Origin of the sequence: Pseudomonas sp. 2822-17, from assembly GCF_002742485.1 — a bacterium.
In the GTDB taxonomy this organism is placed as follows: domain Bacteria; phylum Pseudomonadota; class Gammaproteobacteria; order Pseudomonadales; family Pseudomonadaceae; genus Aquipseudomonas; species Aquipseudomonas cyclaminis.
The window spans coordinates 1-262 of sequence record NZ_LJRZ01000810.1 but is presented as its reverse complement, the minus strand read 5'-3'; the positions used below and the strand labels follow the sequence as shown (position 1 = coordinate 262).

At 32.4% G+C, this 262-nt stretch carries 1 protein-coding gene; it reads right to left on the bottom strand.

The features are described 5' to 3' along the window. On the bottom strand, positions 1-262 hold a 262-nt coding region (locus AOA60_RS32855; protein WP_218240910.1), incomplete at both ends, for a hypothetical protein.

Genomic DNA, 262 nt, shown 5'->3' with positions numbered 1-262 from the left:
TTATTCCCCTTAATTCAGCAATTTCGTCTATGTTTTTACCATCATTATATAATTCATAGGTTTCAAGAAAACTTGGAGAATCATTTTCCCTACCCTTTCGTCTAGAACTAACATTCACTTCTCGAGGTTCATCATTAGCTAAACCTTTTAATTCTTCAATGGAGTCGGGATTATCTTGAATGAACTCACGTATTACTTTCAAGATGTCCTCACCATAATTATCAACTTTTTGTTCACCAATTCCTTTTACATTTAGTAAACT